The sequence below is a fragment of the Sphingobacterium haloxyli genome, from assembly GCF_002980525.1.
Lineage (GTDB): Bacteria > Bacteroidota > Bacteroidia > Sphingobacteriales > Sphingobacteriaceae > Sphingobacterium > Sphingobacterium haloxyli.
The window spans coordinates 1-562 of the sequence record NZ_PVBQ01000048.1; the positions used below are offsets into that span (position 1 = coordinate 1).

General features: G+C 44.8%; 1 protein-coding gene. It reads left to right on the top strand.

Annotated features, from left to right (window positions below):
• Nucleotides 1–14: 14 nt before the first annotated feature.
• Nucleotides 15–562 (top strand): sulfurtransferase (locus C5745_RS19890; RefSeq protein WP_262508134.1); only part of this gene is annotated, 548 nt, incomplete at its 3' end.

Genomic DNA, 562 nt, shown 5'->3' on the forward strand with positions numbered 1-562 from the left:
AGTAAATTTACTTCATGGACACAAGCTTATCCCCTATTATTACAGTCGAAGAGCTTCTGCTTATAAAAAGCAGAGAAAATCTGGTCATCATCGATGCCTCGAACGCCAAAGATGCCTATGCAGACTTTAAACGAGGACATTTGGATAAAGCAGTATTCGTAGATGTGCATACACAGCTCGCATCTGTACAGCAAGACGTTTCCGACGGAGGAAGGCATCCGCTACCTAGTATAGCGAAGTTCATAACGGTGCTGGATAACCTCGGTATATATAAAGATTCTCATGTTGTGATATATGATCATGCAGCCGGAGCAAACGCTGCTGCGAGGTTTTGGTGGATGCTCAGAGCGATAGGTCATCAAAAAATACAGGTATTGAGTGGTGGATTTGAATACGCAAAAAATAAGGGGTTCCCCATTTCGGAAGGAGAATCTGCTTCTCCAAGAGGAACAGACTATACGCTTGATGGGAATTGGACACTCCCCACGGTTGATATCCATGAGGTAGAAAGGGCATCGGCCGACCACGGGTATACGATTATTGATGTACGCGAAGAAAGCCG